This is a genomic window from Pseudoalteromonas sp. SANK 73390 (assembly GCF_054966645.1).
In genome coordinates this window covers 33435-59051 of record NZ_ARPN01000128.1, presented here as the reverse complement: position 1 = coordinate 59051, position 25617 = coordinate 33435, and the positions used below count along the sequence as shown (strand labels likewise).

Annotated in this window: 25 protein-coding genes; 17 read left to right on the top strand and 8 right to left on the bottom strand. The window is 41.3% G+C overall.

Annotation, left to right across the window (positions count from 1 at the left end; genetic code table 11):
* Window positions 1-23: 23 nt before the first annotated feature.
* The 4 genes from SANK73390_RS17845 to SANK73390_RS17830 all read right to left on the bottom strand — a co-directional run bounded on the left by SANK73390_RS17845 (window position 24) and on the right by SANK73390_RS17830 (window position 6423).
* On the bottom strand, window positions 24-1163 hold the full coding sequence (locus SANK73390_RS17845) for an ABC transporter substrate-binding protein (RefSeq protein ID WP_462767767.1): 1140 nt from the start codon (window positions 1161-1163) through the stop codon (window positions 24-26).
* Entirely contained in the window at window positions 1108-3183 is a 2076-nt protein-coding gene (locus tag SANK73390_RS17840; RefSeq protein WP_462767766.1) for a tRNA(Met) cytidine acetyltransferase TmcA domain-containing protein, read from the bottom strand. Before SANK73390_RS17840 ends, SANK73390_RS17845 begins: the two co-directional genes overlap by 56 nt.
* Window positions 3161-5326 carry a DNA helicase II gene (uvrD, locus tag SANK73390_RS17835; RefSeq protein WP_462767765.1) on the bottom strand — a complete coding sequence of 722 codons (2166 nt, stop codon included), beginning with the start codon at window positions 5324-5326 and terminating at the stop codon, window positions 3161-3163. The genes SANK73390_RS17840 and uvrD overlap by 23 nt, the downstream gene beginning before the upstream one ends.
* 149 nt (window positions 5327-5475) lie before the next feature.
* Window positions 5476-6423, bottom strand: a complete 948-nt coding sequence (locus SANK73390_RS17830) for a chemotaxis protein CheV (protein ID WP_462767764.1) — start codon at window positions 6421-6423, stop codon at window positions 5476-5478.
* Between the two features lie 452 nt (window positions 6424-6875).
* Here SANK73390_RS17830 and SANK73390_RS17825 point away from each other — a divergent pair, with 452 nt between their 5' ends.
* Together SANK73390_RS17825 and SANK73390_RS17820 are read left to right on the top strand one after the other, a co-directional pair.
* Window positions 6876-7937 carry a potassium channel family protein gene (locus SANK73390_RS17825; protein ID WP_261594065.1) on the top strand — a complete coding sequence of 354 codons (1062 nt, stop codon included), beginning with the start codon at window positions 6876-6878 and terminating at the stop codon, window positions 7935-7937.
* Window positions 7934-8155 carry a hypothetical protein gene (locus SANK73390_RS17820; protein ID WP_462767763.1) on the top strand — a complete coding sequence of 74 codons (222 nt, stop codon included), beginning with the start codon at window positions 7934-7936 and terminating at the stop codon, window positions 8153-8155. The genes SANK73390_RS17825 and SANK73390_RS17820 overlap by 4 nt, the downstream gene beginning before the upstream one ends.
* Here the strand turns inward: SANK73390_RS17820 and SANK73390_RS17815 are convergent.
* Entirely contained in the window at window positions 8152-8601 is a 450-nt protein-coding gene (locus tag SANK73390_RS17815; protein WP_462767814.1) for an EVE domain-containing protein, read from the bottom strand. The genes SANK73390_RS17820 and SANK73390_RS17815 overlap by 4 nt on opposite strands.
* A 157-nt stretch (window positions 8602-8758) precedes the next feature.
* Between SANK73390_RS17815 and tesB the strand changes: the two genes are divergently transcribed.
* A complete protein-coding gene (gene tesB, locus SANK73390_RS17810) occupies window positions 8759-9619 on the top strand; it encodes an acyl-CoA thioesterase II (RefSeq protein ID WP_261594063.1) in 861 nt (286 codons plus the stop codon).
* Window positions 9620-9873: 254 nt separating this feature from the next.
* Here tesB and plsB read toward each other — a convergent pair whose 3' ends face one another.
* Window positions 9874-12300, bottom strand: coding sequence for a glycerol-3-phosphate 1-O-acyltransferase PlsB (gene plsB, locus SANK73390_RS17805; protein ID WP_462767762.1), 2427 nt, complete (start codon window positions 12298-12300; stop codon window positions 9874-9876).
* A gap of 361 nt (window positions 12301-12661) precedes the next feature.
* Here plsB and rpsJ point away from each other — a divergent pair, with 361 nt between their 5' ends.
* From rpsJ to SANK73390_RS17745, 12 genes are all read left to right on the top strand, one after another.
* Entirely contained in the window at window positions 12662-12973 is a 312-nt protein-coding gene (gene rpsJ / locus SANK73390_RS17800; RefSeq protein WP_002957900.1) for a 30S ribosomal protein S10, read from the top strand.
* A 27-nt stretch (window positions 12974-13000) separates the two neighbouring features.
* Window positions 13001-13636, top strand: a complete 636-nt coding sequence (rplC, locus tag SANK73390_RS17795) for a 50S ribosomal protein L3 (protein WP_261594061.1) — start codon at window positions 13001-13003, stop codon at window positions 13634-13636.
* Window positions 13637-13653: 17 nt separating this feature from the next.
* The gene (rplD, locus tag SANK73390_RS17790) at window positions 13654-14256 is read left to right on the top strand and encodes a 50S ribosomal protein L4 (protein ID WP_261594060.1); all 603 of its coding nucleotides are present in this window, start codon (window positions 13654-13656) and stop codon (window positions 14254-14256) included.
* On the top strand, window positions 14253-14555 hold the full coding sequence (rplW, locus tag SANK73390_RS17785; protein ID WP_261594059.1) for a 50S ribosomal protein L23: 303 nt from the start codon (window positions 14253-14255) through the stop codon (window positions 14553-14555). The genes rplD and rplW overlap by 4 nt, the downstream gene beginning before the upstream one ends.
* A 17-nt stretch (window positions 14556-14572) precedes the next feature.
* Entirely contained in the window at window positions 14573-15397 is an 825-nt protein-coding gene (gene rplB, locus SANK73390_RS17780; protein WP_261594058.1) for a 50S ribosomal protein L2, read from the top strand.
* Between the two features lie 16 nt (window positions 15398-15413).
* The gene (rpsS, locus tag SANK73390_RS17775) at window positions 15414-15692 is read left to right on the top strand and encodes a 30S ribosomal protein S19 (RefSeq protein ID WP_010561269.1); all 279 of its coding nucleotides are present in this window, start codon (window positions 15414-15416) and stop codon (window positions 15690-15692) included.
* Window positions 15693-15704: 12 nt separating this feature from the next.
* Window positions 15705-16037 carry a 50S ribosomal protein L22 gene (rplV, locus tag SANK73390_RS17770; RefSeq protein WP_192508981.1) on the top strand — a complete coding sequence of 111 codons (333 nt, stop codon included), beginning with the start codon at window positions 15705-15707 and terminating at the stop codon, window positions 16035-16037.
* Between the two features lie 12 nt (window positions 16038-16049).
* The gene (gene rpsC / locus SANK73390_RS17765; protein ID WP_261594057.1) at window positions 16050-16751 is read left to right on the top strand and encodes a 30S ribosomal protein S3; all 702 of its coding nucleotides are present in this window, start codon (window positions 16050-16052) and stop codon (window positions 16749-16751) included.
* Between the two features lie 12 nt (window positions 16752-16763).
* Window positions 16764-17177, top strand: coding sequence for a 50S ribosomal protein L16 (gene rplP, locus SANK73390_RS17760; protein ID WP_261594056.1), 414 nt, complete (start codon window positions 16764-16766; stop codon window positions 17175-17177).
* Window positions 17177-17368 carry a 50S ribosomal protein L29 gene (rpmC, locus tag SANK73390_RS17755; protein ID WP_261594130.1) on the top strand — a complete coding sequence of 64 codons (192 nt, stop codon included), beginning with the start codon at window positions 17177-17179 and terminating at the stop codon, window positions 17366-17368. Before rplP ends, rpmC begins: the two co-directional genes overlap by 1 nt.
* A complete protein-coding gene (gene rpsQ / locus SANK73390_RS17750; protein WP_261594055.1) occupies window positions 17368-17625 on the top strand; it encodes a 30S ribosomal protein S17 in 258 nt (85 codons plus the stop codon). Before rpmC ends, rpsQ begins: the two co-directional genes overlap by 1 nt.
* Window positions 17626-18196: 571 nt before the next feature.
* Window positions 18197-18493 (top strand): hypothetical protein, encoded by a 297-nt coding sequence (locus SANK73390_RS17745; protein WP_462767761.1) that lies wholly within the window; start codon window positions 18197-18199, stop codon window positions 18491-18493.
* 324 nt (window positions 18494-18817) lie between these two features.
* On the opposite strand, the gene metJ is transcribed toward SANK73390_RS17745, so the two are convergent.
* Window positions 18818-19138, bottom strand: coding sequence for a met regulon transcriptional regulator MetJ (gene metJ, locus SANK73390_RS17740; RefSeq protein WP_462767760.1), 321 nt, complete (start codon window positions 19136-19138; stop codon window positions 18818-18820).
* 288 nt (window positions 19139-19426) lie between these two features.
* Here metJ and metB point away from each other — a divergent pair, with 288 nt between their 5' ends.
* Window positions 19427-20650, top strand: a complete 1224-nt coding sequence (metB, locus tag SANK73390_RS17735; RefSeq protein WP_462767759.1) for a cystathionine gamma-synthase — start codon at window positions 19427-19429, stop codon at window positions 20648-20650.
* A 4-nt stretch (window positions 20651-20654) separates the two neighbouring features.
* Window positions 20655-23003, top strand: a complete 2349-nt coding sequence (metL, locus tag SANK73390_RS17730; protein ID WP_462767758.1) for a bifunctional aspartate kinase/homoserine dehydrogenase II — start codon at window positions 20655-20657, stop codon at window positions 23001-23003.
* Between the two features lie 72 nt (window positions 23004-23075).
* Here metL and SANK73390_RS17725 read toward each other — a convergent pair whose 3' ends face one another.
* A complete protein-coding gene (locus SANK73390_RS17725) occupies window positions 23076-25520 on the bottom strand; it encodes a penicillin-binding protein 1A (protein ID WP_462767757.1) in 2445 nt (814 codons plus the stop codon).
* Window positions 25521-25617 lie beyond the last annotated feature (97 nt).

Below are 25617 nucleotides of genomic sequence, written 5' to 3'. Positions count from 1 at the left end.
TGGTTTTGTTTAAGGATAGAACATTATGATGAATATGAACGGTACACAGGCAATTTCTTTTGTTGATCAGAGAGTTCAAAAAGTGCTTTTAAATCACGGTCATGCTCAAGTACCCATGGTAACTTTCTAAGTAGACATTGCTGCGAATATTTTGCTGCGCATTGTTGCGCGGCACGACTGAATACCAGCGCATTAAGATAACCTTCAAATAGGATATGATCGATTTTCAAGTTTGTTTCTCGCTGAACAAGGCGCCGAAATTGCTCACACAGCTTTGCTTGGCATAAAATAGGGTTAGGTACTACTTCTGTGACCATAATTGTTTGTTCAGGCTTTACTCTTGCAAACAGCGCTTTACTTGAGACAAACGAGACACTAGTAAACTCTAAATTTTGTTGACTATCAGCCGCCAACTTAACAAATACGGCCAATGGTTCATACGTACCGATCATGACTACGGCGGTTGCTTTGGTTTTGTTGATTTGTACATATGCTTTTTCAACATCATTGGTGTTACGTTTAAAGCGAGATATAACAGTGGGTTGCAAGCTTTGTTGAGCTAGTGCTTTAGTTAAACTTTTCTCTAGCGTAATACCAAATTCATCCGCTTGAATTAAAAGCGCGATTTTCTGATGTCTTTGTTCTTTAACCAAATATTTGATCTGTTCGTTAGCTTCATCTTGATAGCTAGCTCGTAGGTTAAATATATGATAATTGCCGATGCTATGTAAAAAATCAGCACCTGTAAAAGGCATAAGTAGTGGTGTTTTACTGTGTTCTAATAGTGGGCGTATTGCTGATGTTGTGGGTGTACCCATAAAGCCAAAAAGGGCGTCAACATTTTGCTCATAGATAAAAAACCGCGTGTTGTGGACGGTACGATTAGGCTCATAACCATCATCTCGGACAATAAGCTGTATAGCTCTGCCTTTTATCCCTCCTTGCTGGTTAACACGATTAAAGTGCAACATTGCGCCAGCATGAAGTTGCTTGCCAATTTCTTGAGCGGGACCACTTAACGCAATTGACATACCCAGTTTTATTGGCGCAGATTCGTTACACACACTGTGTTCACTCACTAAAAAGAGTAAGATGATGAAAAGTGTTTTAGTGTAGCGAGTTAAGCTGTCCATGTATTTCTGATACCAAGGTATTAAAAGCATGAGAAAACTGCTTTTTTGAGTCTAGGGATAAGTCGCTTTTAAGCAACTCTTTAGTATTATTTTGTAATAATAGTCTAATCCCCAGCTGTTGTGAAACATCTGATAACTCAAGTAATAATTTTGGACACGTGATTAGTACTTTCCAGATGGTGGCACTGTCTTGCTCAAGCATCGTTGCTTTGTTCACCATAAAGTTTAGCTGTTCAGTTACTTGTTTAGGTAATGTAAGGTTTGGCATAGCTGTTAAAATTTGTTTAGCCAATTGCCAAGGCAAATGCTGATAATGATTACTCAGTTGGTAGCAGAAGTTCATTCTAAAATATTGACATAATTCATTAATATACAAATCTGTCCCGGCTGCTTTTTTTAATACTATGGCCGCATATTCACCGCTTGCTTTGTCTTGTTTGAATCCTAACTTTGCTGTTTGATAGCCATTTCTTTGCCAAAACTTGAGTAATCTAGATGTTGCTCCAAAGCTACTACCAAAATAGTCAACCGATTGGCCAAGTTGTTGGTGAGCATGGTCAAGTAGTGCTGTACCTAATCCTTGAGTATGTAACTGAGGTGCTATGGCAATACGCACTATGCGAGCGATTTTTGTGGCTAAGAAATGGCGGTTACCTTGAATCGAAAATAGTTGTTGTGGTAGTAAATGTCCTTGAGGGCGGCGAGTACCTGTGGCTATCTCACTGTGTAAGTCCTCGCTGATTTGTCCTTCTATATTCACCAAACATAGGCCTAAAACCTGCTCAGTGTTGCGCACAATAAAAATCACTTGTGATGGGCTATCTAATAGTTGCCGCAAGTCATTCACGGTTGTTTGATAGTGAGCGAGTACTAAAAGAGAAAATGCTTGATGCAGCAGCTGTTCATTTTGTACTAGATCATGGCTTTTAAGTTGCTCAAAGGTGATATTGCTACTGCCACGTGCTATAGGGTATTGGCAATCTAAAGCAAATAAATGATTTATTTGCTTTTCAAGAGGGTCATTTTGTTGATAGCGAATAGGTTGTTGTAAGTGCTCGCAGATAAAGTCAGGTTGATTATCAGATAAGTACTGTTTAAAGCGAAGTGTATAACCTCGTCCATTACCCTCGTATCCGATTATGGTACTGGAAAATACGCAGCGTTTGGTTTTTTCAGCAATTGCAATTAATACTGGTACTGGAATGGCGGCTGCCTCATCGATAAGCAATACCTGATTTTCTATCTGTAATTTTAACAGTTGGTCAGGCGGCATAAAGTGCAGGTTTGCCAACTGCTTTTCATGACCTTTGTACTCTAAGCCAAGTTGTTGCGCTAAATGTTTAAAGCTATTTTTAACAGCACGGTATTGTAGCGCGCAAATAATGAAACTGTGCCCACTGAGGTGTGCTGCAAGCAATCCAAGAGAGGCGGATTTTCCTCTCCCTCGATCTGCACTTAATAAAGTTGGTTGTGGCTTTTTACACGTTAAGTTATTGGCAATTTTTTCGGTGATACTTTTTTGTTCATTATAATTTGCTTGAGACTGCTGTTTTATGCCATGAAGTGACAAAAATAAGCCATCACATTGCGATAGGTATGACACATTGAGTTGTCTTAGTAGTTTTTGCCAGCGTTGTAAAAAAGGGCTTTGACTGACACTAAAGCCATGAGAGCACCAAGTAGCCGCACTCGGGTCGAGCCAATTTGATAGTTGACTAAGCTCTGGCAAAATAAGTATCAGTAGCCCACCGGCTTTAACAGTACCGCTCAGAGCGGCCAGTTTATTAGGTTCAATGCCACTGTAGCCATCATAAATTGCCAGATCAAACTCTTGGCCAAGAATTTGGTGTAAATGCTCAGGCCAGCATGCATGCTCAAGTGCTGGATGTTTCGATAGCAACAAGCTGTCACTATCTGGTAAGTCAAATAATTCATTGAGCTGCTTGATGGCCCATTCATGCTCGCCGCACAATAATAATAGTTGGCGGTGCCGATTGCGGGCCAATTCAGTGAGTAATGGTGCTAATTTAGAGGCTTTGTAAACGGGCATATGCTGTTACCAACCACTTGCTGCCTACATCATCAAAGTTCACTTGGATCCGAGATTGTGCGCCACTGCCTTCATAGTTTAATACAGTACCTGCACCAAACTTGGCGTGCAAAACGCGTTCTCCAAGGTTGTAGCCACTGTCTTCAAAGGCTGCATGGGTTACCGAAGCACTAAATCGGCCACTGTTAACAGGTCGAGACACTTGGGTTTTGATGCGAATTTCTTCAATGCACTCTTCTGGTAATTCACGTAAAAATCGAGAAGGACTGTGGTGTTTTTCTTGCCCGTATAAGCGGCGACTTTCAGCGTGACTAATGTACAATTTATCCATAGCGCGTGTCATGCCGACGTAACATAAGCGACGCTCTTCTTCTAAGCGACCTGATTCTTCATGGCTTTGTTGCGAAGGGAACATGCCTTCTTCTACGCCAACCATGAAGACTAGCGGAAACTCCAAGCCTTTAGCTGAATGCAGCGTCATCATTTGTACAGCATCTTCATGCTCGTCAGCTTGCCCTTCACCAGATTCCAAAGAGGTGTAAGCTAAAAAGCCTTGTAAAGGAGAACTAAAATCTTCATCGATCGGAAGCTCATATTGACCACAGGCGCTGATTAACTCTTCTAAGTTTTCTACACGAGCACGGCCTTTTTCACCTTTTTCGGCTTGATACATGGCCATAAGCCCAGAGCCTTCGATGGTAGTTTTAGCTTGCTCTGAAAGCTCTAGTTCAGTAATTTTATCATCCAGCTGTTCAACCAATTCTATAAATCGTGCAATGGCGGTAGCGGCTCTCCCAGCAAGGTGTTTTTGCTCTAATACCGCTTTAGCCGCATACCACAATGGCATCGACTCATTTCGCGCACAATCACGAATGTGGCTGAGCGTTTTATCACCAATACCTCTGGCTGGGGTGTTGATCACGCGCTCAAATGCGGCATCATCTTGGCGATTGCTTATCAAGCGTAAATAAGCGAGGGCGTCTTTAATTTCTTGGCGTTCAAAGAAGCGCATCCCGCCATAGATGCGGTATTTTAAACCTTCTTGCAATAACGCTTCTTCTAAAACACGAGACTGTGCATTATTGCGATATAAAATGGCGCTATCTTGCAAAGCATTACCAGCATTAAGCCATGAGCGAATTTTACTCATGACAAAGCGTGATTCATCTAGCTCATTAAAGGCGGCATAAATCGAAATCGGCTCTCCTTGGTCGCCGTCCGTCCAAAGGCTTTTTCCCATGCGTTCAGCATTATTTTGAATAAGTGCATTGGATGCTTTTAAAATAATGGCTGTGGAGCGATAGTTTTGTTCTAGGCGAATAGTTTGTGCCGAAAAATCGTCTAAAAAGCATTTGATGTTTTCTACTTTTGCACCACGCCAACCATAAATACTTTGATCATCGTCGCCAACAATCATCATGTTATTTTCAGTGCCAGCTAATAGCTTTAGCCATTGGTATTGAATGCTATTGGTATCTTGAAACTCGTCGACCAACATATGTCTAAAGCGTTGTTGGTAGTGCCTGAGCAGAGTGGGTTGTTGGCATAGCAATTCATAACAACGTAATAGTATTTCAGCAAAGTCTACTAACCCTGCGCGATCACAGGCGTCTTGATAAGCGGTATAAACACGCAATAACAACTGTTCGTTTACATCGTATGCTTGAATATCTTTTGGTCTTTGTCCTTCATCCTTGCGGGCACTGATATACCAGGCAATTTGTTTGGCTGGCCATTTTTTTTCATCAATGTTCATTGCTTTTAATAAGCGGCGGATCATACGAACTTGGTCGTCACTGTCTAAAATTTGAAACGCTTCAGGTAGCTTAGCTTCACGGTGATGAGCGCGTAAAATGCGATGAGATAAACCATGGAATGTACCAATCCACATACCACCAACGGGTGAGCGCAGTGTTTCTTCTACCCGTGTACGCATTTCTTTAGCTGCTTTATTGGTAAAGGTAACAGCAAAAATACTATAAGCTGAGGCGTGTTCAACCTGCATTAACCAAGCTATGCGGTGTACAAGTACACGAGTTTTACCTGAACCGGCACCGGCAAGGACCAACATATTACTCAGTGGCGCTGCCACTGCTTCACGTTGTTTTTCGTTCAAGCCATCGATTAATTCAGAAACGTCCATTGCCGCGCCTATATATGTTAATTGAGCGCAAAGTATACCTGTGTTAGGGGGGGGTTGCCCAGTTCAGCACATGAAAAACTATTGTGGTAATCACTATCTTTTTGAATTTTAAATAAAAAACTTACCTTTGATGCTGTATGAATAACCAGTTATTCTTTATCTAATACAGATTTGAGTCTATTTTGCATTTCTTGTACTAACAGATCCGGTTGGAATTTTGATAAAAAGGCATCACAGCCCACTTTTTTTACCATGGCTTGGTTAAAGCTACCACTGAGGGATGTATTTAAAATAACGTATAAGTTTTTTAAACGACTATCGTTACGAATTTCGTAGGTGAGCCGGTAACCATCCATTGCGGGCATTTCGGCATCTGTGATCACAGCCAGTAGCTCTTTATTAACATCAATACCTTCATCGGCCCAGTGTTTTAATACGTTCAAGGCTTCTTGACCATCGGTGGCAGGAATAATTTCAATGCCTAACTGTGCCAGCGTGTCTGACACTTGACGGCGTGCAGTTGGCGAGTCATCGGCATGGAGAATTTTACGACCTTGGAACTCATTAATAATCTCCTTATCTAAAATTCCTTCAGGTATGATGACATCATAAGACACTATTTCGGCTAATACTTTTTCAACATCAATGATCTCCACAATGTGTTCAACCCCATCACGTTTAATTTTTGTTAGGGCTGTTAGATAGTGGTTTTTCCCCACCGAACTGGGCGTGGGCATAATGTCTTGCCATGTGGTGTTTACGATTTGATCTACTTTACCAACAAGAAATGCTTGTATTGTACGGTTATATTCGGTGATCACTAAGTTGCTATCAGTATCTTGACCACAATCAGGCATACAAATCGCTTTACGAAGGTCAATGACAGGGATGGACTCTCCACGAATGGTTGTTACACCACATACTTTAGGGTGAGCATTGGGCATTATATTAAGATGCGGCAGTTTAACGACTTCTTTTACTTTAAAGACGTTGAGTGCAAAGAAATGGCGACTATGCAGATGAAACAGCAAAAGCTCTAGACGGTTTTCACCTACCAGTTGCGTTCTTTGATCTACAGATGCTAATAAGCCAGCCATACCACATCCAATTTTTTCTTTAATATAGATAAGACTATATCAAAGAAATTAACCATGCGCATAGTCAAGTACAATAGAATTCGTAGCTTGGATCTTAAGAAAGCTTGCAGGTGATCTATCAAAATGAGAACTTATGTGTTCAAATTTTAGCGAGAATACTTCTTTAGATGTCAATAGAAGTTGGCGCTATCATATGGGATAAGTTATTGACATATCACAGTGCAAAATCGTACTTAGGTAATAATTATAGGGATCTTAGGCAGTTGCCATACTTAGAGAGTACTCATTCTTTTCTGGATGGACTTTAGTTTGCCTATTTCCTTTGTAAATTAAACATTTATAATTCTTATTTAGAGGAACTCTAGGGCGTGTTTATTTTTGCTGTGTGTTTTGCCATAGTGAGTTTACGGTTTAGGTAAGATAGTGCTGTAATCAGGAATACGGAGACTTTAGTGCATATATTCAAGCGGTTGGTAGTCATTTTTCGCGCACATGTAGATCAAGCTAGCTGGCAGCTTTTAAGTACAGTGACTGTGTGCCATTTAATACTGGTTTGGGTGTTACTTTTTTGCGCTGGGGAATTAGCGCTTATAGAACCAAACACATTTATCTATTACTATATAGTCACCACATCAACGGTAGGGTATGGTGATTTTAGTGCAACCACAGATTTTGGCCGCTGGGTTGTCGCGCTAGTACAAATTCCATTTGGGCTTGCGTTGTTTGGTGTACTATTAGGTAAAGCAGGCCAATTTATGACATTTTGGATAAGAAGATCAATGACTGGCGATAAAGATTTTTACCACCTTCGTAACCATATAATTATTTTTGGTTGGCACCCCACAAGAACAAAGAAGATGATTGACTACATTTTAGCCGATGCTAAAAGGCAAGATAGACGCATTGTGTTGGCTGTGGTTGATGAAATTGAACATCCATTATTGAGCTACTCACAAGTTGATTTTGCGAAGTTAGCAAGCTTTACGGATGATGATGAATTAGCACGCATCAGTACAAGCTATGCAGATAAAATCATTATTGATGGGCAAGATGATAACCAAACATTCACGGCCGCTTTAAAGCTCAGCCCTATGGTAAAGAAAAATGCACATATCAGTGCTCAATTTGTAGATGAGAGCAAAGTCAATTTGCTGCGAGCACATTGTCAAAACGTTGAATGCTCTTCGAGTAAATCAGCGGAGATTCTGGTCAGAGCGATGCAAGACCCCGGTTCAAGCCGAGTACAAGAAGAGCTGTTATCGACTTTATATGGTGACACGCAATTTAGTTTGCAGCTTCCGGCGAACCTTAAAACATGTCAATTTGGTGCCTTGTTTCATTACTTTAAAGAAAAGCATGATGCTATCTTACTGGGTATCGCCCATGATTTAAGCGCACAAAATATGGACTTGAACCCGCCATTAGATTATCCAGTTAATGCAGGAGATATTTTACATTATATTGCTGCTGAGCGTGTGTTGCCTGACGAAGTAGCTTGGCAAAAGTTAATATGAGCGAGCTGATCTTATTATGTTTTGCTGTCTGTGCGTATTTGATACCGGTAGGGGTTATTGTTGGTAGTAAGCGTACGAAAGGGCATGAGAAAAACGGCTGGTTAATCGCCTCTTTGGTGTTTTCATGGCTCACATTGTTATTGTACTTTTCTATTGTACCAAAAGAAGGAATACAGTCAGAAAAGTCTAAAAAGGGTAAGGCACACACAGATCGTTAACTTGGGTTGAGTAATCGCCATTCATTTTCGGTGACGGGCATAATAGATAATCTACTCGCTTTTTTTAAAGCCAGCTCTGTAATACGAGGGTCTGCTTTAATGTTGGCTAATGAAATGGGCCGCAAGTGCTGTACATACTCTAATGTGACGCCATACCACCTTGGATTCTGAATACTTGCTTTGCTGTCGAAATAATCACTTTTATTATTGAATTGATAGGGATCCGGTTGTGCGGCCGTAATTACTTTGCCGATACCAACAATAGCAGGTACTTTACAGCTTGAATGGTATATAAATACGAGATCATTGAGCTTAACGTTGTCACGTAAAAAATTACGCGCTTGATAGTTTCTTATACCTTCCCAGAATGTTCCCTGTTTTCCAGCCACTTTTAAATCATCGATAGAAAATGTATCGGGCTCTGTTTTGAATAACCAATATGCCATATGCTGTCCGTTCTGTTCATTTTGTGTTGATAATATAAAAATAATCATTTAGCTCAGCAACCTAGATTATTTTCTCAGTCGGTTAAGTTAGGGTGACTCACTTTACTGACTATTATACTATGATTATTGAATTAAACTGATGAAATAAGGGGTCCCGATGAGTCAGGTTCTTACCGATCTATTATCGCTTTTAAAACTTGAAGAAATAGAGCAGGGTATTTACAGAGGGCAAAGCCAAGATTTAGGATTTCCACAAGTCTTTGGTGGGCAGGTAATGGGACAGGCACTTTCTGCTGCAAAATATACCTTACCAGAAGGTCGCTATGTGAACTCACTACACTCATATTTTTTACGTCCAGGTGATGCTAAAAAGCCGATTGTCTATGATGTGGAAGTGATCCGAGATGGCCGCAGTTTTAGTACTCGTCGTGTACGCGCTATTCAGTATGGTAAACCCATTTTTTATATGACAGCCTCGTTTCAAGGAGATGAACCAGGGTTGTCACATCAAAGTACCATGCCGAATGTTCCAGGGCCGGAGGAATTAAAGTCTTCGATTGATTTTTATCGAGAAAACAAGGCTTTGATCCCCGAAACATTACGTAATAAATTTACCTGCGATATGCCGCTTGAGACACGCCCCGTCGAATTTCAAAACCCATTCCAGCCCGATATCACAGAGCCTCAACGCCATGTGTGGTTTAAAACCAACGGCCCTTTACCAGATGATCGGCGTATTCATAACTACTTGCTGGCTTATGCATCTGACTTTGAGTTTTTACCCACTGCATTACAACCACATGGCTTATCATTTATGCATCCGAGCATGCAGGTGGCGACTATAGATCATGCCATGTGGTTTCATCGACCGTTTAGAATGGATGAGTGGATTTTATATAGTGTAGATAGCCCAAGTGCTTCAAATGGTAGAGGTTTGGTGCGAGGACAGTTTTTCAATCGCGATGGCGAATTGGTCGCTTCAACGATTCAAGAAGGGGTAATGCGTCAGCGCAGTTAATCAAGTTAGTTAACCTCAGATTTGGATAAGGGTTTTGGAATAGAAAATATTTTGTAAACAAACTTACGTACAATCCAATGATGATATTTTGTTCAATATCAAGGCGCTTTCATTTGTAATAGCGGGCTATTACAAATGAAAGCAACGCCGAGAGTGAGAAAAGTAGCTTTATTGGGCAAATTCGCTTATCCAGAGCTGAGGTTAGTTAGCCGCCCAATTCAATGAGGCGGCCACTATTGTAAGGCTCTCTAAAACTACATCGTATCCTGTATCGATTGAGAAATACTTGCAGGTAATAATTCATTGAGATGATATTGTAGGCCTTCTAGCTTCTTTTGTGCTTGAATGCACTGCTGCTCATCTATTTCAATAAAGCCCTGTTCTTTTAAGCTGCTGATAAAGGCCACCAATACTTTTTTATCAAAAAATTCAGGGCTTTTGATACCATGTAATGTACCGAGTCGGTTTGCTATCACATCTGTTTCAGACTCTAGTGCTTTTCTGGTAATACCTTGCTTTCTAAAAATTAAACTTGAAGTGATCGCATAACGCTCTAGGGTTAACTGGCTAACTTTACCTAGCATCTCTAGTTGTGCTAATGCGTTATTGTCTTTGATCACATGGGCTATTTGGCCATCGAATTCAATGAGCCCTTGCTGAGCAAAGCACGTCAGAATTTGTGATATGTAATTGTTGTGCATTGGCGTAAGGAACCACTCCTTTGCAAAAAGTGGGTAGAGTATTTCAAAGAGTTTATAACACTCCTCTACTGATACGCTAAAACGATTAAATAGTTGTTGTGCAATAACGCTCGGTACAGCAAATAGATGCACGATGTTATTGCGATAGTAATTAAAGAGTGTGCGCTCTTTGTCTTTTATGGCGATGATTTCACCTAACTCATCTGCCAGTACATCTAGCTTATTGAGCTTTAATGCATGGCTGAGCAATTGTTCAGCTGTCTCTTCTGGCACAGTGATTTGTTCATTATATTTGGCGTCGCGTTGTAGTGTTAAATAAAAAGATAATTGTTCTAATAACTTACGTTTACTGAGTGCAAATTGACTATTGCTCAACAAAATAGTAGCAAGTAAGTTAATTGCATTAAGTGCGGCAGTGCTATTGATGTTAGTCATTACCTTATCAGCTAGTTTTGCAACTTGGGTATTAAGCCATTGAGGTTTTTGAATATCGGTGGGGTGAATGGCGTCTCGCCAATTGCTTTGATGCTCGTTTAGATATTGATTTACATGGATAGGTTCACCAAAATTTAAGTAACCTCGACCATAGTTTTTCAAGTTTTTTATCGCTTTGAACACAGCAAAGATGGATTCGTTCTTTTTATGATTGCCTGCAAGCTCTTTTAAGTAAGTATTGATCTCCATAACATGTTCATAACCAATATATACAGGCACTATTGAAATGGGGCGGTCAATACCACGCAACATTGATTGTAGTGTCATTGCTAACATACCCGTTTTAGGGGGAAGCAATCTACCTGTTCTGCTGCGTCCACCTTCGGTATAAAATTTAACGGAATAGCCTTTGATAAATAATTGACTTAAATATTCTTTAAAAACAGCGGAGTAAAGCTTGTTACCAGCAAATGAACGACGAATGAAAAATGCACCTGAGCGACGAAAAATACCGCCTGCAGGGAAAAAGTTAAGGTTAACGCCCGCTGCGATATGTGGAGGAACGAGCCCTTGGTGATAAATTACATACGTAAGTAGTAAGTAATCCATATGACTTCGGTGGCAAGGTACGTAAATTATCTCGTGTCCTTTATCAGCTAGTTGGTGCACGCGCTGAGCGTATTTTACTTCGATACCATTATAGAGTTTCGTCCATAACCAAGTGAGCACGCGATCTGCAACACGGACCATCGCATCAGAGTAGTTTGCAGCTATTTCGTCAAGTAAATCTTGTGCGTTGAGCCGTGCTTCTTCATAAGTTAAACCTTTACTTTTTGCTTCATCTGCAATGGCTTTTTTAATTGCAGGCGCGGCGAGTAAGGAGCTAAATAATTGCTCTCGAGAAGGTAGTTTTGGACCAGTAGCTGCCAGTTTTTGACGGCGAAAATGTACTCGCGCAACTCTTACTAGCTTATGTGGTAACTCAGTGACATCCGATTTGTCATTGATCAACTGATTAAGTTCAATAGGTTGACTAAAGCGCACTAAGTTATCTCGGCCAGATAGCAGCACTACAAAAAACTTACGTAACCAGCTTGGAGTGAGAGAGTGGGAGAATAATGTGCCAATACCGGGTTTTTCTTTTCCGGGGTTTCGGCCCCATAATATAGTAACTGGGATGATCTGAGCTTGCGTATTAGGTTCACTATTTAGGGCTGTAAAAATAGCTTTGCCTGTTGTGAGCGCATTACTTGGCTTGGCGACTTTTGCAAATAAAGGTGTTGGATTTTGTAAACCGATAAAACGATCAATATCATTCCCAGCTAAATTTTGTGGTTTAGTTGCTCTGGGCAAACCAAGCTTTTTACATATCGCATCTAATGCAGCAAGGTCTGCTCGTGAGTTTAGTCGTGCGACATAAAAAGTGGGTAACTCTGGATTAAGATTAAACTGCGCGATTGGGTTGTCTGGCAGTAATTTTGTTTTTACTAATAATAGATTTGCCCATTGGGCGAGTAGATTTAAGACTCGAGAAATTATTCTCATGACAACACCACATTTAAAATTTTGCAATAGCATACCAAGCTTTAATTGGACTGACCATTTATAGGCGCTTTAGCTAAGTATCATGGGTTAAAAAGCAATCAAGGTGTAATTATACAGCGCATTAAAATAACTTAGCATTAGTTGTTGCATTTATCACCAATATCATTATAATGTGCGGACTTTCTTGTTACATAGTAGTAAGAAAGATAAATATAGGGTTTGGATTTCAAGCCCACAAACAGGAATTCCGATTTGGAATTCAATGGTAGAAATAAGAAAGCAACCAGCGATTTAATATTTTATTTCGTTCTGGCGGTTTTTTTATGCTCTTTTTAAATGCTCTTTTAATTGAGGTTTAAGAATGTCAAATCAACGCATTCGTATTCGCCTAAAAGCTTTTGACCACCGTTTGATTGACCAATCAACGGCGGAAATCGTGGAAACTGCGAAACGCACTGGCGCACAAGTACGTGGTCCAATTCCACTACCTACACGCTTTGAACGTTTTACTGTACTTACATCACCGCACGTAAATAAAGACGCGCGTGATCAGTACGAAATCCGCACCCACAAACGTCTGATCGACATCGTAGAACCAACAGATAAGACTGTAGACGCTCTAATGCGCCTAGACCTTGCTGCTGGTGTTGATGTTCAAATCAGCCTGGGTTAATCGGAAGATTAGAGAGGTTTTAGGAAAATGGCATTAGGTCTAGTCGGTCGTAAAGTGGGTATGACACGTATCTTCACTGAAGATGGTGTATCTATCCCTGTGACAGTTATCGAAGCGACGCCAAACCGTGTTACTCAGATTAAATCTGACGCAACAGACGGTTATGAAGCGCTTCAAGTTACTGCAGGCGAGAAAAAAGCAAGCCGTGTAAACAAAGCAGCAGCGGGTCACTTCGCTAAAGCTGGTGTTGAAGCGGGTCGTGGCCTGTGGGAATTCCGCCTAAATGGTGGTGAAGGCGATTTTGAAGTAGGTACTGAGCTTACAGTTGAATTATTCAACGACGTAAACAAAGTAGACGTTACAGGTACTTCAAAAGGTAAAGGTTTCCAAGGTGGTGTTAAGCGCTGGAACTTCAGCATGCAAGACGCAACACACGGTAACTCTTTGTCTCACCGTGCTCCTGGTTCAATCGGTCAAAACCAATCACCTGGTAAGGTGTTTAAAGGTAAGAAAATGGCTGGTCAAATGGGTAATGTGCAAACAACTACTCAGAACCTAGAATTAGTACGTGTTGACGCTGAGCGTAACCTGCTTTTAGTTAAGGGTGCAGTACCTGGAGCTATCGGCGGTGACGTGGTCGTTAAACCAGCTGTTAAAGCATAAGTCCTGGAGATTTAGTGATGGAATTAGCAATTAAAGGCGCTGGCGCGCTTGAAGTTTCCGAAGCTACTTTTGGACGTGAGTTTAACGAAGCATTAGTACATCAAGTAGTTGTTGCTTATGCAGCAGGTGCTCGTCAAGGTACTCGTGCTCAGAAGACACGTTCTGAAGTAAGAGGCGGTGGTAAAAAACCATTCGCTCAAAAAGGTACTGGCCGTGCTCGTGCTGGTACAATCCGCAGCCCAATATGGCGCAGCGGTGGTGTGACTTTTGCAGCTAAGCCGCAAGATCACAGCCAAAAAGTTAACCGTAAGATGTATCGCGGTGCGATTAAGAGCATCTTGTCTGAGCTTGTTCGTCAAGAGCGTTTAGTAGTTGTTGAAAACTTCGGTTTAGAAGCACCTAAAACTAAAGAGCTTGTTGGTAAACTTAAAGAGCTTGAGCTTAAAGACGTGTTAATCGTGACTGAAGAAGTAGATGAGAATCTATTCCTTTCTGCACGTAACCTTTATAAGGTTGACACTCGTGATGTAGCTGGCATTGACCCAGTAAGCCTAATCGCTTTCGATAAGGTACTTATTACTGCAGGTGCTGTTAAGCAACTTGAGGAGGCGCTAGCATGATCCGTGAAGAACGTCTTTTAAAAGTAATTCTTGCTCCACACATCTCTGAAAAAAGTACTATTGCTGCTGAAGATAACAACACGATTGTTTTCAAAGTAGCAAAAGATGCAACTAAAGCTGAAGTTAAAGCGGCAGTTGAGAAGCTTTTTGAAGTAGAAGTAACTGGTGTTCGCACTCTAAATGTTAAGGGTAAAACAAAACGTACTGGCATGCGTTTCGGTCGTCGTTCAGACTGGAAAAAAGCCTACGTTACTCTTAAAGAAGGTAGCGAGCTAGACTTTGTCGGCGGCGCCGAGTAATAAGGGGAGTTAGAATTATGGCACTTCAAAAGTGTAAACCAACTTCTGCGGGTCGTCGTCACGTCGTTAAAGTGGTTAACCCTGATCTACATAAGGGTAAGCCATACGCTCCGCTTTTAGAGAAAAACTCTAAGTCAGGTGGTCGTAACAACAACGGTCGTATCACGGTTCGTCATATCGGTGGTGGTCATAAGCAACACTACCGTTTAATTGACTTTAAACGTACTAAAGATGGCATTCCAGCCACTGTTGAGCGTTTAGAGTACGATCCAAACCGTAGCGCAAACATCGCTCTTGTATTATATGCAGACGGTGAGCGTCGTTACATCATTGCACCTAAAGGCCTTAAAGCCGGTGATCAAATCCAGTCTGGTGTTGATGCACCAATTAAAGCTGGTAACACATTGCCGATGCGTAACATGCCTGTAGGTTCGACTGTACACAACGTTGAATTAAAACCAGGTAAAGGTGCTCAAATCGCACGTTCTGCTGGTGCATACGTTCAAATCCTAGCACGTGAAGGTCAATATGTGACTCTACGTCTTCGTTCAGGCGAAGTTCGTAAAGTTGAATCTGACTGTCGCGCTACCTTAGGTGAAGTAGGCAATGCTGAGCATATGCTTCGTTCACTAGGTAAAGCTGGTGCTACTCGCTGGCGTGGTATTCGTCCGACTGTTCGTGGTGTTGCCATGAACCCGGTTGATCACCCACACGGTGGTGGTGAAGGTCGTACTTCTGGTGGTCGTCACCCTGTGTCTCCATGGGGCAAGCCTACCAAAGGTGCTAAAACGCGCAAGAACAAGCGTACAGATAAATTAATTGTACGTCGTCGTACTAAGTAATAGTTGAGGAATTGCCATGCCACGTTCTCTCAAGAAGGGTCCATTCATAGACCTACACTTGCTGAAGAAGGTAGAGAAGGCGTTGGAAAGCGGTGACAAGAAGCCTATAAAGACTTGGAGCCGTCGTTCAATGATCATCCCTAATATGATCGGATTGACCATCGCAGTCCATAATGGTCGTCAGCACGTCCCTGTATTTGTTTCGGACGAAATGATCGGTCACAAACTAGGTGAATTTGCACCTACACGTACTTACCGCGGCCACGCTGCGGATAAGAAAGCTAAAAAGCGTTAATCGGAGGGTATGATGGAAGCATTAGCTAAACACAAATTCGCCTCTGGTTCGGCGCAAAAAGCACGTCTAGTAGCTGATCAGATCCGCGGACTACCGGTAGATCGCGCACTAGAAATCCTGGCGTACAGCCCAAAGAAAGCGGCTGTATTAGTTAAAAAAGTACTTGAGTCTGCTATTGCTAACGCAGAGCATAACGAAGGTGCTGACATTGATGAGCTACGTGTAGCTACGGTTTTTGTGGACGATGGTCCTACAATGAAACGTATCATGCCACGTGCTAAAGGACGCGCAGACCGCATCCTTAAGCGTACAAGCCACATCACTGTTGTGGTTTCAGATAGCTAGGAGATATAAGTAATGGGACAAAAAGTTCATCCTACTGGTATTCGCCTAGGTATCTCTAAACCTTGGGTTTCTACCTGGTACGCGAGTACAAAAGATTTCTCTGCACAGCTTTTTGGCGATCACAAAGTGCGTCAATTCCTTACTAAGGAATTGAAAGCAGCTTCTGTGTCTAAAATCGTTATCGAGCGTCCAGCTAAATCAATCCGTGTAACAATTCACACAGCTCGTCCTGGTGTTGTTATCGGTAAAAAAGGCGAAGACGTAGAAAAGCTTCGTCAAGCTGTAACAAAGATTGCGGGTGTACCTGCTCAGATCAACATTTCTGAAGTACGTAAACCAGAGCTTGATGCACAATTAGTTGCAGACGGCATCGCATCTCAGCTTGAGCGTCGTGTTATGTTCCGTCGCGCTATGAAGCGTTCGGTACAAAATGCAATGCGCATTGGTGCTAAAGGTATCAAAGTTGAAGTAAGCGGTCGTCTTGGCGGCGCTGAAATCGCACGTTCTGAATGGTATCGTGAAGGTCGTGTACCTCTACATACTTTACGTGCAGATATCGATTATGCAACTTCTGAAGCGTTAACCACTTACGGTATCATTGGTGTTAAAGTTTGGATCTTCAAAGGCGAAGTAATTGGTGGTTTACCACTAGTTCAAGAGCAAGAGAAGCCATCTAAGCGTGCGCCGAAGAAAGCCAAAAAAAGTGCTAAGTAAGAGGTAGCGATAATGTTACAGCCAAAACGTACAAAATTCCGTAAAGTGCATAAAGGCCGCAACCGTGGTCTTGCTAACAACGGTAACAAAGTAAGCTTCGGTTCTTTCGGCTTGAAAGCTACAGGTCGTGGCCGTATGACTGCTCGTCAAATCGAAGCAGCTCGTCGTGCTATGACACGTCACGTAAAGCGTCAAGGTAAAATCTGGATCCGTGTATTCCCAGATAAGCCAATCACTGAAAAGCCGCTTGAAGTTCGTATGGGTAAAGGTAAAGGCTCTGTTGAGTACTGGGTTGCTGAAATCCAGCCAGGCAAAGTACTTTATGAGATGGAAGGTGTTTCTGAAGAGCTTGCTCGTGAAGCATTCAACCTTGCTGCTCGTAAATTACCTTTCAAAACAACATTTGTAACTCGGACGGTAATGTGATGAAAGCTAGCGAACTGAAAGACAAAAGCGTAGAAGAGCTAAATGCTGAACTTCTTGAGCTACTACGTGAGCAGTTCAACCTGCGCATGCAAGTAAGCACAGGTCAGCTAGCTCAAACTCACGAGCTGAAAAAAGTACGTCGCAGTATTGCGCGTGTTAAAACGGTTATCAACCAGAAGGCAGGTGCATAATGAGCGATAAGATCCGTACTCTTCAAGGTCGTGTACTAAGCGACAAGATGGACAAATCTATCGTTGTTGCTATCGAACGTCAGGTTAAACACCCGATCTACGGTAAATTCATCAAGCGTACAACTAAGTTGCACGCTCATGATGAAAGCAACACAGCTAAAGCAGGCGATACAGTTACTATTAGTGAATGTGCGCCAATTTCTAAGAATAAATCTTGGACTTTAGTTGATGTGATTTCACGTCCTAAGCAAGCTTAATTTTAGTTTTATACTAATTTAAACTTTGTTTTAAAAAAGCCCTGACCTTTGGTTGGGGCTTTTTGTGTTTGGGACGTTTATCTTATCAGTATAAACACATATGCACTTGCACCATGGTTACAGCAGATGATTTTATAAACCATTGATTTGTCATCAGGTGCTGTATCTACCTAGTAATACTATTACATTAATTGTATCAATCAAATTGACCAATTTTATCTAGTCTCTCAAACATAAGTTCTTTACCTTCTAACTTTCAGTGATGAATGTATTCCAGGTTATTCTATATGAGTAATTTTTAACGCAGTTAATGGGTCATTTAGCTCGCTAGAATGATCAATGTGTTAATAAATTAGTATAAACATCCTGTTGGATAAAAAAACAACAGCAAGCCGTTTTAGATTTTACGAGAAATCGAAGTAACGGATTGAGTTATAATAGGAACTCAGCTATGGTTGAACCATCAAAAAATAAATTTATAGTGAGTTAATCCTCAGGTTCATTAGCTATTTTCATTAAAGCAGCAGCAATCTAGTACTTATTTCAAAACAGTCACAGAAGGAATATAACCATGAAGGATATGGTAGTAAAATCGACAGTCGCAACAATTCAAAGCGGTGCGGCTAAAGCCGATGGTAAATTTTGGATAACTGAAAATGATATTAACTTTGAACCTTTCAATAAAGGTTTTGGACTAGGACCTTATAAATTTGATAGGAGTGCGCTGTCTAAGGTTGATAAATGTGTTGGCAAAGGGGCGGGGCTTCTTCCTATAACAACCGATGCAATTGAAATTTCATTAAATGATGGTAACACTTATCAATTTATTATCTCTAATTCTGATGAATGGGTAACTTTACTGAGTTAATAATTAGCTAATCGGATAGCTGGAGGTCGTTAACCTCCAGCCCCACGCCACCGAACATGCGCTTTTTAATAGCTGGAAGTGCAATGGGCTTTGAGTTTTTACCAACTAGAGTCTAGCAATCGCAGAGAGTCCATATACGGTATTATTTAAACTTATAGTGCCTATAAAATCAAATACGCTTATCAGGCACCAAAAGCCATTTTTATGCTTTAGGTTGATACAGCTGCCTTTTTTTGTCAAAGCGAAGAGCTAAAAGTATTCTTAGAAGAGTCAATAATATTGTAGGCTCTAGTAGTCAGTACTAAAGCCTTATTAATAGAAGAGTTACTCTTCGTCAATAATGGGCACTTCTAAGCCCATACCTTCCATAATTTTACGTACTTCTTCAGGCACTTTTTCTGGGTTATCTTTGCGTAAGTCTTCATCACTCGGCAGTGGTTGGCCAGTAAATGCATGCAAAAAAGCCTCACATAATAGCTCACTATTGGTTGCGTGTCGTAAGTTATTAACTTGGCGGCGCGTACGTTCATCAGTGAGTACTTTTAGCACGTTTAGCGGGATAGAAACGGTAATTTTTTTTACTTGTTCAGATTTTTTACCATGTTCAGCATAAGGGTGAATATACTCACCATTCCATTTAGCCATAATGTTTTTGTTGCCTCAGTGTTGGGAATGCTAATAAGACTGAATTCGTAAACTTAACATGTGAACTCCATGATATAAACTAACCTTGATAAGTGTACCGATGATAGTTTATTCAAAAATGCAGTTTTATTAGCAATACAATTAAATTAAGTGGCGAAATTTTATCGGTTTAAAAAAGATAGTCAAATACTAGTTGATTAGCCATATAGAAGTATAAATGCTTTGACTTCTACTTTTTAATCATCTAACCTTTTAGACGTCTAAACATCCAATTATCTAGGTGATGATATGAGCCAAAGTAAAAAGTCGACCATAGCAGTACGTTACGGTATTGAAGCCGATAAGCATCATGGTGCAGTTGTACCGCCTCTTTATTTATCAACAACGTATTCGTTTGCTGATTTTGATACTAAGCGTGCATATGATTATGGTCGCAGTGGCAATCCAAACCGCGATACGTTAGCTCAAACTCTTGCACAACTAGAAGGAGGTGCTAGGGGTATTATCACTGCAACAGGTATGTCAGCAGTGCATTTGGTAACACAATTACTAAATTATGACGACACTTTAGTCATACCGCATGATTGTTATGGTGGAAGCTATCGTTTATTCACGTCTTTGCAAAAGCGAGGGCTATTAAAGTTAGTTGTGTTGGATCTCACACAAAAACAAAGTTATGAGAAAATTCTAACAATAAAGCCTAAGTTAGTTTGGATAGAAACCCCAAGTAACCCTATTTTAAGATTGACTGATATCGCTGCTGTTGCAAATGCAGCAAAAGAAGTCGGGGCCTTGGTTGCCGCTGACAATACATTTTTATCACCTGCGCTGCAAAACCCCATTAAGTTTGGTGTAGATATTGTTGTGCATTCTACTACCAAATATATTAATGGTCATTCTGATGTTGTCGGTGGAGCTGTGATAGCTAATACAGCCGAGCTTGGTGAAGAGTTAGCATGGTGGGCAAATAATATAGGTATTACAGGCGCGCCATTTGATAGCTACTTAACCCTGCGAGGCTTACGAACATTAAATGTGCGTTTGAAGCAGCATCAAGAGAATGCGCTAATAGTTGCTCAATATCTTGAACAGTCGCCTTATGTGAGCCAAGTTTATTATCCCGGTTTAGAGTCTCATCCACAGCATGCGCTTGCTAAGCAACAGCAAGAAGGTTTTGGCGGTATGGTAAGCTTTGATATCAAAGGTGGCTTAAAAGACTCAGCAGCGTTTCTGACGAACCTTAAGCAGTTTTCATTGGCTGAATCGTTAGGCGGGGTGGAGAGTTTAATTTGCCATCCAGCAACAATGACCCATGCTGGGATGGAACCCCAAGCCCGCCTTGATGCGGGCGTAGGCGATACTTTGATACGCATTTCTGTTGGTATTGAAGATGTGCAAGACTTATTAGATGATTTGGAGCAATCATTTAAAAAAGTGCAACAGGGTAATGCAAATGCCTCAGATGATGCAAAATCTTTTAAATTAACGCCGGCTCATACGGCTTTGTGGTAAAACAATGGCAAAAGTAGTACATAAATTTGGTGGTTCAAGTTTAAGCAGTGCTGAGCGTTATCAAGCAGTGGCACAAATTGTATTGAGTCATTGTCGAGCAGGTGATTGTGTAGTGGTATCGGCTGCGGGTAAAACGACGAATACTTTGGTAAAGTTATGGCAAAGCTATCAGCAAGATGACAACCAAGGCTTTAGTGATATTCTTTTACAATTAGAAAATCATCAAGCTGAGCTTATTAAAGCGTTGTTTCAAGCGCAGCCGCAGCGTGAATTATTATCGCAATTAGATACTGAGCTACAAGTAATTACATTACATGCAAAGCAAAAAACCTTACATGAAGCGACTTTGCTCGCACATGGAGAATTGTGGTCAGCACGCATTTTAGGTTGTTACCTGACTCAATTAGGGTTGGCTGCAAGGCATGTAGATGCAAGGTGTTTGTTTACTTTGCATCAAGGCCAACTTTTACACCAACAAAATAAACGCTCGTGTGCCGAGCAATTATCTGAGCGTGTTTTATATGTGGTTACTGGTTTTATTGCTAGTGATGTAGCAAACAGTACCGTTACATTGGGGCGCAATGGCAGTGATTATAGTGCTACTTTGTTGGCAAATTATATAGATGCCAGCGCTGTGTCTATTTGGACTGATACTCAAGGTGTTTTTAGTACCGACCCTCGTAAAGTCGCAAGTGCTATCAAATACCCAAAAATATGTAGAGCACAAGCTCATTTACTTGCACGTTTAGGTAACCCAGTTCTTCATGCAAAAACGTTATCACCACTTAAAAATACTAACATTAAGCTCCAAGTTCGTAGTAGTTTTGACGTGGAAGCAAATCCGACTGAAATAGTTAAAGAAGGGTATAGTAAAGCAAAGCGTTTCATTACCACGTTTGATGATTTAGATTTAATTCGTGTTGACGCATTGGTGCAAGGCGAAGTTAGTGAGTTAAATCAATTAATTCAGCACAGTATTCATCATTTTGTTGCACAAGGTGAGGCTTACCTTTTGATCCCCGCACAAAGTACGCATCGCGTGCTAAAAGTTTTATCTGGACGCGCAAATATCGTTGAAAGCGCTCTTCAAGGATTTGCCATTGTTGCTTCATCTGCAGACATTGCTCAGCTGCAAACACAGGCCGCACAGCTGCTCAATGAGCAAAATGTGGTGGTACGCTTTAATCATCAAGATAAAGAATATGCGCTGTTTTTAACTGATCAGGCGATTGATAGCGATGTATTGGCTATTTTGCATGATCAGTTAGTCAGTAAAGATCGAGAACTGGCGGTAGTCATTGCTGGTTTAGGCAATGTTGGTGAAGTGTTTGTACAGCAGTGTCAGCATCAGGTAGCACGCTTGCAGCAACAATTTGATGTTAAAGTAGTTGCTTTAGTACGGTCTAAAAAAATGTTGTTTTCTGCTAACGGTATTGCTTTAAATACATGGCAGCAACAGTGGGAAAATGAGTCGAATACGTACAGTAATGAAGAGTTAATAGAGCGGATCGGTGAACTTGATTATGAGCATAAAGTCGTAATAGACATTACTGCAAGCGAAGCATTCAGTGATTTATATCCTCAGCTTATAAACCAAGATTGCCACTTGATAAGTGCAAATAAGTACGCAGGTACGGCGCAAAGTGCATGGTATCAACAGCTGTGCGAGCAATTATCCGAGCGAAACTTATATTGGCGCTATAACACCAGTGTTGGCGCAGGTTTACCAATCAATTTTGCATTGGCTGATTTACAATATAGTGGTGATAGAATTACGCATATTGATGGGGTGTTTTCTGGTACGCTATCATGGCTGTGTAGTAGCTTTGATGGAAGTCAAACGTTCTCAAGTTTGGTGTTAGAAGCTCAGAAAATGGGTTATACGGAACCAGATCCCAGAGAAGACTTGTCTGGACGAGATATGCAGCGTAAATTGTTGATTTTAGCCCGTGACATCGGACTGACATTAGACTTGGCAGATATTGAACTAGAGCCTTTAATGCCACAAGAGCTAGCACAGGGGAGTTGGGGTGAGTTCCTTACTCGTCGTGAAGAACTTGATGTATTTTATGAGCAGCAGTACCAAAGTGCATTGGCACAAGAAAAGGTGCTACGTTATACAGGCTCATTACATGTTTTAGAGTCAGGTAAGGTAAAAGCCAAAGTAGGTATTGCCTTTGTTGATAAATCATCCGCGATAGCAAATTTAACCCCTGGCGATAACATTTTTGTGATTAAAAGTGTGTGGTATGAGCTTAACCCATTAGTGTTGCAAGGCCCTGGTGCAGGTAAAGAAGTTACGGCTGCAGGGATACATTCTGACTTATATTGGTTAGTGCAAACGCTTAAATAACAGAGCTTATAGTAAGCCGTTTTTCAATAGTTTGAGGACGATATTATATATCGTCCTTTTTGTATTTAAGCATTAAAAAAGCTCTTCTTGTTGTGGTTCATCATCAAATGGTGTGCTGTTATTCTCATCAAGCGCATATTTAGTTGGGGCAGTGCCTGAGATAAAGTACTCGAAGCGGCTTGTGTGATCGTTTTTATCGCTTAGCAATCCTGTTTTTAGGTCTATACGGGTAGATATTAGCCCAGGAGGTGGTTCAATTGGTGCAATAGGCTTACCTTTAAGCGCAGCTCTCATAAATTCTACCCACGCAGGTTGTGCGGTTGTTGCACCTGACTCAGCGCCAACAATTTGATTTTTACCTAAATTGGTGTTGTATGCTGCCCTGCCAAGAGGTTTGCCGGCATCATCAAAGCCTACCCAAATAGTCGTTAATACATTGCGATTAAAGCCGCTGAACCAAGTATCGACAGAGTCATTGGTTGTGCCCGTTTTTCCTACTAAATCTCGACGCTTCAGTGTTTGTGCTCGCCAGCCTGTACCAGTCCAGCCAGTTTTATGTCGCCAACTACCGCCGCCCCAGATAGCACTGTGCATCGCACTGGCGACTAAAAAGGCGTTTTGTTCAGAGATCACACGAGGAGCACAGCGTTCAGAGTGAGTTTCTAGTTGTTGCTCATCACAAGCAATTAAAGGCTCTGCTTGACCTAATGTGTTACCAAAGGCGTCTTGTAATTCATGAATAAAATACGGTTCAATGAGGTGGCCACCATTGGCAAAAGTGCTCATACCGCGTGCCATTTCTAAAGGGGTGATAGCGGCGCTACCAAGAGCTAGGGATTCACTGCGGTTGATATCCGCATCAGCAAAACCAAATTTTAATAAATGATCAGCACTGCGCTGTAGACCAACACCTTTAAGTAGTCTGACAGATACGACATTTTTCGATTGTGCTAATGCGCGACGAATACGAATGGGGCCGTTGTAGACTTCTGGACTATTTTTAGGACGCCATGCAACACCAACGCTTTTATCCCACTGGTTTATGGGCGCATCATTAATGATTGTTGCAAGTGTATAATCATTTTCAAAGGCGGCTGAGTATATAAAGGGTTTAATATTTGAGCCTACTTGACGTTTTGCTTGCGTAGCTCGGTTGTACTGGCTTTGAGCAAAGCTATAGCCACCAACAAGGGCTTTGATGCGACCGTTTTGTGGGTCCATAGAGACTAAAGCACTAGCAGGTCGTGGGTACTGGCTTAGTTGCCAATATTGAGGTTGTTGGCGCACCCAAATCTGCATGCCTGGAGAGAGTATTTCTGACGCTGTTTTAGGGGGCATAGCTTGGCGAGTATCAGAAATATAGGCACGGGCCCATTTTAATCCATCCCACGCCAAGGTGATATAGTCACCAGATTTTAAAAGCGCAGTGGCACTTTGCTCTGCCACATCAATGACAACGGCGGCTTTGAGTGAACCAAGTTCTTTTACGTTACTTAGCTTTTCTAATATTTCCTGGCTGTCTAAAGTCGGTTGTTCACTATTCCATAGAGTGCGTTCTGGGCCTCGAAAGCCATGGCGCATATCATAGCTATGTAAATTGTTAATAAGTGCTGCTTGTGCTGCTGCCTGAGTGCTAGATTCTACCGTGGTAAACACTTTAAAGCCGCTATTGTAGGCTTTGTCTTCACCGTATGTTTCAACCATGTAGCTACGCACCATTTCAGCGATATAAGGGGCGTAGAGCTCTATCTCAGCACCATGAAACTGTGCGGTTATGGGGGCACTTCGTGCTTGTTCATATTGTTTTTGTGAAATATATTTTTCTTTGAGCATACGCCCCAGTACGACATTTCTGCGTAATTTTGCACGGGTTGGGTTTCGAATCGGATTCAGTGCAGATGGCGCCTTGGGCAAACCTGCAATCATCGCCATTTGAGCTAGCGTGAGTTCGTTTAGGTTTTTACCATAGTAAACTTGTGCAGCAGCACCTATGCCAAATGCTCTATTACCTAGCTCAATTTTATTCAAGTACAGAGCTAGGATTTCATCTTTACTTAATAGTCGTTCAATATGCAGTGCAATGAAAATCTCTTTTACTTTGCGAATATATGCTTTTTCTCTGGTTAAAAAGAAGTTACGCGCCAACTGCATGGTAATGGTACTGGCCCCTTGTTTCTTTTGCCCAGTACTAATTAACACAATAGCTGAGCGAACAATACCTATCGGGTCAACGCCAAAGTGTTCATAAAAACGATTGTCTTCTGTTGCGAGAAATGCTTTTAATAATGGTTCGGGAACATGCTCAATTTTGACAGGAATACGGCGTTTTTCGCCAAATTGATTAATTAATTTCCCATCCTGGGTAAAAACTTGCATGGGGGTCTGTAATTGTACATCTTGCAATACTTCTACGCTCGGTATGTCTGATTTGACATAATAATAAAGGCTGAGTAACGTAAGTAGGCCTAAAATGCTCAAAACGACGAAAAATTGTATTGCTCTTCTTAATAAAGTCACGGAATATTCCCTAGTTAGACTCCCAATTATAGGTAGACACTGCTAGTATATCTTGAATAAAAAACGATTAATATTTTTTGTGGTTATAATTATAACT

Bases quoted from the DNA above. Each gene is read 5' to 3' on its own strand.
- SANK73390_RS17830 (WP_462767764.1), bottom strand. From the start codon at position 6,423: ATGGCTGGCTTATTAGCATCTGTAGATCAAAGAACGCAACTGGTAGGT.
- rplP (WP_261594056.1), top strand. From the start codon at position 16,764: ATGTTACAGCCAAAACGTACAAAATTCCGTAAAGTGCATAAAGGCCGC.
- SANK73390_RS17845 (WP_462767767.1), bottom strand. From the start codon at position 1,163: ATGCTTTTAATACCTTGGTATCAGAAATACATGGACAGCTTAACTCGC.
- rpsQ (WP_261594055.1), top strand. From the start codon at position 17,368: ATGAGCGATAAGATCCGTACTCTTCAAGGTCGTGTACTAAGCGACAAG.
- SANK73390_RS17820 (WP_462767763.1), top strand. From the start codon at position 7,934: ATGAGCGAGCTGATCTTATTATGTTTTGCTGTCTGTGCGTATTTGATA.
- rpsC (WP_261594057.1), top strand. From the start codon at position 16,050: ATGGGACAAAAAGTTCATCCTACTGGTATTCGCCTAGGTATCTCTAAA.
- tesB (WP_261594063.1), top strand. From the start codon at position 8,759: ATGAGTCAGGTTCTTACCGATCTATTATCGCTTTTAAAACTTGAAGAA.
- SANK73390_RS17815 (WP_462767814.1), bottom strand. From the start codon at position 8,601: ATGGCATATTGGTTATTCAAAACAGAGCCCGATACATTTTCTATCGAT.
- rplV (WP_192508981.1), top strand. From the start codon at position 15,705: ATGGAAGCATTAGCTAAACACAAATTCGCCTCTGGTTCGGCGCAAAAA.
- plsB (WP_462767762.1), bottom strand. From the start codon at position 12,300: ATGAGAATAATTTCTCGAGTCTTAAATCTACTCGCCCAATGGGCAAAT.
- metB (WP_462767759.1), top strand. From the start codon at position 19,427: ATGAGCCAAAGTAAAAAGTCGACCATAGCAGTACGTTACGGTATTGAA.
- rpsJ (WP_002957900.1), top strand. From the start codon at position 12,662: ATGTCAAATCAACGCATTCGTATTCGCCTAAAAGCTTTTGACCACCGT.
- rpsS (WP_010561269.1), top strand. From the start codon at position 15,414: ATGCCACGTTCTCTCAAGAAGGGTCCATTCATAGACCTACACTTGCTG.
- SANK73390_RS17840 (WP_462767766.1), bottom strand. From the start codon at position 3,183: ATGCCCGTTTACAAAGCCTCTAAATTAGCACCATTACTCACTGAATTG.
- SANK73390_RS17745 (WP_462767761.1), top strand. From the start codon at position 18,197: ATGAAGGATATGGTAGTAAAATCGACAGTCGCAACAATTCAAAGCGGT.
- rpmC (WP_261594130.1), top strand. From the start codon at position 17,177: ATGAAAGCTAGCGAACTGAAAGACAAAAGCGTAGAAGAGCTAAATGCT.
- metJ (WP_462767760.1), bottom strand. From the start codon at position 19,138: ATGGCTAAATGGAATGGTGAGTATATTCACCCTTATGCTGAACATGGT.
- rplW (WP_261594059.1), top strand. From the start codon at position 14,253: ATGATCCGTGAAGAACGTCTTTTAAAAGTAATTCTTGCTCCACACATC.
- rplC (WP_261594061.1), top strand. From the start codon at position 13,001: ATGGCATTAGGTCTAGTCGGTCGTAAAGTGGGTATGACACGTATCTTC.
- uvrD (WP_462767765.1), bottom strand. From the start codon at position 5,326: ATGGACGTTTCTGAATTAATCGATGGCTTGAACGAAAAACAACGTGAA.
- rplD (WP_261594060.1), top strand. From the start codon at position 13,654: ATGGAATTAGCAATTAAAGGCGCTGGCGCGCTTGAAGTTTCCGAAGCT.
- rplB (WP_261594058.1), top strand. From the start codon at position 14,573: ATGGCACTTCAAAAGTGTAAACCAACTTCTGCGGGTCGTCGTCACGTC.
- metL (WP_462767758.1), top strand. From the start codon at position 20,655: ATGGCAAAAGTAGTACATAAATTTGGTGGTTCAAGTTTAAGCAGTGCT.